This window comes from Chryseobacterium contaminans (genome assembly GCF_001684955.1).
Classification (GTDB): Bacteria; Bacteroidota; Bacteroidia; order Flavobacteriales; family Weeksellaceae; genus Chryseobacterium; species Chryseobacterium contaminans.
The window spans coordinates 1-4,828 of sequence record NZ_MAYF01000140.1 but is presented as its reverse complement, the minus strand read 5'-3'; the positions used below and the strand labels follow the sequence as shown (position 1 = coordinate 4,828).

The 4,828-nt window shown below is 35.3% G+C and carries 3 protein-coding genes; all 3 read left to right on the top strand.

The window, feature by feature from the left end; translation table 11 throughout:
* Positions 1-533 precede the first annotated feature (533 nt).
* A complete protein-coding gene (locus BBH99_RS22745; protein WP_066695047.1) occupies positions 534-1,475 on the top strand; it encodes a DUF6985 domain-containing protein in 942 nt (313 codons plus the stop codon).
* A 109-nt stretch (positions 1,476-1,584) separates the two neighbouring features.
* Positions 1,585-3,915 (top strand): ATP-binding protein, encoded by a 2,331-nt coding sequence (locus tag BBH99_RS09745; protein ID WP_228390779.1) that lies wholly within the window; start codon positions 1,585-1,587, stop codon positions 3,913-3,915.
* A 2-nt stretch (positions 3,916-3,917) separates the two neighbouring features.
* Positions 3,918-4,547, top strand: coding sequence for a response regulator transcription factor (locus BBH99_RS09740; RefSeq protein WP_066695046.1), 630 nt, complete (start codon positions 3,918-3,920; stop codon positions 4,545-4,547).
* Positions 4,548-4,828: the final 281 nt, after the last annotated feature.

Genomic DNA, 4,828 nt, shown 5'->3' with positions numbered 1-4,828 from the left:
TAGATTAAAGAAAAACAGGTGTTTAAGATTATAAATATAGCTGATAATTGGGATTGTATTACTCTGTAATTCTCTCTAATATTGATGAATATTTCAGAATCTTTATAACCTTTATAGGTCACTGTCTTCTGATACCCATCTTCAAACTTTTGAAATTATGCTTTCATCCGCAGATTTACACTTGGAAAGAGCCCTTTTTCTTGCTGTCTTAATAATTTTTTTTGGCGCAGGGCTTTTGTGTACGATTATAGTTTTTATTATTAATTCCATTCGAAAGAAAAATAAAAAAGGAATTTATTACTTCTTTCTTTTCCTGATTTCCGGAATTGCTGTACTGGGATTGGCCGCAGCTTATTTTTGTATGCTTCTTATGTAAGATTATGAAGAAACAGATTGTAGGTTAAAAACCGCCATTATCAGGGATATTTTGAACCAATCGCTTTGATTATTTTTAACTCAAAGTTTTGGATAGTGTATCTAAAAGAACTAATCTTGCAGGTCAAATTTAAAAAGGAAAATTAAATCGTTTATCTATGTCAAATGCTGAAACGATAATAGAAGAGATCGGATTGTATTTGGAAAAATCAAGTCTCAAAAAATCAAATATTACCAAAGAAGAATTAATCACTTTCATTGAAAACAAATGGAAAGAAGCTGATGATGAAAAGTATAACATTCATCAAGGCTGTATTTACATCGGAAGAATGACAAACGAATACATTTGGGCCAAAGATTTTGATAATATGATGCGCTGGCTGGCAGAAGATGAAAAACATATCTCTTCTAAAAAACATGAAGCCTATATTCGAAATTATTACAAAGGGCAATGCTGTTTAGAATGCGGAAATGAAGAAAAAGCACTGGAATATTTCCATCTTTCGTATGCTGATAACCCCGATTATATTTTTGAAAGAGCTCCTTTTTGTTACGAATTTTTCAACAGACATCTTGAAAATCCCAGAGAATTAAATTCTGAGATTGATGATGAGCCGGAAACAGATTATTATATTGAATTAGACTACTGGAAAGCTTTTTTTAAAGAAGAAGGTGAGCTTTGCTATCATTTTTTAGATGATGAGGGGGAAATCATGGAAGACTCTTCAGAACTCCAGGAAAAAGGAATTTCATATTTAGAAGATCATCAGGAAGAAATTTTGCATACGATGCTTGGAGAACTTCTTAAAATCTATCCCGATCTTCAAAAAGCCTATGATTACACTGAAGAATACAAAAAAGATTGTATGCCTGATATCAAAACAATCAAAGGTTTTTCAGGATTATTGTCTCCAACGATTTTCTATGTAACATCTGTTATAAAAGACGATTATCCATACATTGGTTTTAGTTTTAACTGCCCATGGGATATTGAACATGATTTAGGTTTTATGGTGCATAAAGACCGTGTTGTTGAAATTGGTGATGCGGCACTGGCTTTTGATACCTTTATTGCCCAAAATGATGCTCAGTTAAGATAGTCTGGGAACTCCCACGGATGGTATTGGACATCTGGGTAAAAATAAAAGCAAGAACATCCAAATAAAACATGATAAAATTGTAGTTTAAATAAAGATCCGCCAGTTGAAAATGAAAAAAGACTTCGGAAATGAAAATCTTTTATGGAACACTATCGTTCCAAAATTGAGTAGAAGTATTTTACTTATATTTACGTTCTTTACTACAATAAAACTTAATAAAGAGAAGGGGTTGAGGTACAGACTGTTATTTATATTTACGTTATTGATTTGTCCGTTTTTTGTTCAGGCACAAGACGTTTTAAGCAAATTAGAGAAAGAATATAACAATGCTTCCAACCAAACAACGGAGCAATTGAGCTTGGCTCCCAAATATGCTACTGCTTTATTTTTTCACAATTTTAAACCGAAATCTTATCAGATCCTGGCGAACAATATTTCCATTGCCACAAAGCAGCCCGATGGGAAATATGCCACTATTCTGTATGCTGTTCAGGCTATGAATTACCGCCTGGACAATAAAGAAGCTGAGTCTTCAAAAAGTCTGGAAATGGCCAAAACTTATAGTTTAAAAACAAACAGCAACGAAGCTAAAGGCTATCTGGAGTATGCAAAAGGCTGGATTCTGGTCCGTAATAATAAAACAACTGAAGCTGTTGCGGCTTACCTGAAAGCTATTAATTATTACGAAAACTCACCTACAACATCCACATTGTACGGAAGATTCGGGAATGTAGCTAAAGAACTATCCACTATTTACTCCAATCTGAATGAGTATCAGCTGGAAGAAAAATATGGTAAACAGTTTCTGTTATTGGCATCCAAACAAAATGATCCAGGTCTGATCTTCGATGCCTATATGCGGATGGGATATATATATGAACAGAAATATGCCCAAAATCCATCAGATATACAGTTTAGAAATAAAGCAGAACAGTTTTATCTGCAGGCTATTGCCACTTTCAATAAAAATAAAGAGTCTATGCTCAATAAGAGCAATCTTTCCTATGCAGCCATCAATTTAGCTAACTTATATACCGAATTTAACCCGGATAAAGCCAGACAGTACGCTCAAATAGCCAATAAAGCAAGTCTGGAAACCGGTGATCCTATTCATATTGCGTCTTCATTTGGGATACTGGCAGAGCTGGCAATACAGGATAAAAACTATGATTTAGCAAAATCTTATTTTCTCAAAGCTTCTATGGAAATAGGGAAAAGCCCGGTAAGAGATCATAATATTGAACTATCTATTCTGGAGTCTTTATCCAGAGTCAGTGAAGAGCAGGGCAACTACAAAGAAGCTCTTACTTACTATAAAAGCTATATAGATAAGTACAAAAGTGTTTACGATCAGGAAAAGTTAGACATCACCAAAAGATTGGAATCTCAGTTTGAGAAAGAAAGACAGGAACAGAAATACATAAAGCTGCAACTGGAAAGTGATAAAAAAGCACAACAGATTAAGCTGATCAATATCCTTCGTGCCCAGCGTGAACAGGTGTACAACAACTTAAAACTGGTGGAAGAGAATCAGCGTGAGCGCCTGAAGTTTTCAGAACTTGAGTCTGAGAAAAAAGAACAACAGCTTCGTCTGGCCAAATTGGAAACACAGCAGAAGAACAATGACATCAACAGTTATAAGAAGCTATTGGCATTCAAGGAAAAGATTAATACCTATTATATTGTTTTTATTTTCATTTTCATCGTTTTGATCTTCTTATTGCTGTATGCTTACAAACAACGTGTAAAATCCATTAAACAAAGGGATGAACTGCATGCCCTGGCTATGGAAAAAGAAAAACAAAACTCTAAAATTTCAACACTTACCGCATTGCTGGAAGGGCAGGAGCAGGAGCGTGGCCGTTTAGCCCGTGATCTTCATGATGGATTAGGTGGATTGCTTTCAGGAACCAAGCTTCAATTGTCTATTTTAGATACTCACCAGTCCGAAAATATAGAGGAAGGGATTTCAAAATCGATCAGCCAGATTGATGGCGCTGTAGAAGAACTGAGACGTGTAGCCCATAATTTAATGCCCGATTTATTAATGAAATACGGTTTGGTAGCAGCTATCCAGGAGTTTGCTTCCCGTATGTCCAACAGTGCATTAAATATTCATACAGAATTTATCAATTACAGTAACTCCATATCAGAAGAAAAGCAGCTACTTATCTACAGGGTCATTCAGGAACTGGTGAACAATGCCATCAAGCACGCTAAAGCCTCTGAAATCATCATTCAGATCAGTGAAGAAGACAATGTGTTACATCTTACAGTAGAAGATGATGGTAAAGGTTTTGACCTTGCCGGCTTAGACTTTAGAAAAACAGCAGGTTTTCATAATATAGAATCAAGGGTTCAGTTTTTAAAAGGAACGATGAATATCACATCCCAATTGAATATCGGAACCAGTATAGAACTTCAAATTCCTACTCATTAAATATGATAAAAGTAGCCATAACAGATGATCATCCGCTTCTATTGGAAGGGTTGAAAAATATTTTAGGAAATAGCGAAAGCATAGACGTTGTAGAGTGCTTCAAAAACGTTTCAGAAATGAATGCAGGATTAAAAAAACAGTCTGTCGATATTTTATTATTAGACATCAATTTAGCAGACATCAACAGCATTGAGCTCATAAAGCCTTTAAAGAAAAAATATGCAAACCTTCAGATCATTATGCTGAGCGTCCACAACGAGTTGCCTGTTATCAACAGTACTTTAGCGGAAGGAGCGCTGGGATACATTCAAAAAAATGCCTCCGTTTCCGAAATCCTGGAAGGAATTAATACCGTATACGCCGGAAACCGCTTCTTGTGCTCGCAGACCCGATCCGTTTTAGAGAAAAAATCCCCGGACGGATTGAATCAGGTACCTAAATTAACCCGTAGAGAGAAAGAAATTCTGGCTGAAGCAGCAAAAGGATTAACCACCAATCAAATGGCAGAAAAACTGTTCATTAGCCCGCACACTGTAGAAAGCCATAGAAAGAATCTCATTGAAAAATTCCAGACCTCCAATCTTAGCTCAGCCATTAAACTGGCTATAGAATATGGTTTGATTATCGAATAATACTGATTGGGTATGCATAAAATAAAGGTTTATTTTTAGTTCCCACAGATGGTGCAGATTCACAGATGAGACTGGATGCTTTTATGAATGTTTCAAAATCTATGTACGTGTGCGGTTAAAATACATGTTAAGTTTTTCGCTTCATCAGAATCGATACCAATCGATTCACTTCTTTGCTTGCTTAAAATAATATATTTCTAAAAATAAAAACTTTGCATTTATAAAATTCAGTGTAAATTAAACTTGATAATTTTTGGAACCTATCCATATTTACACCAGCA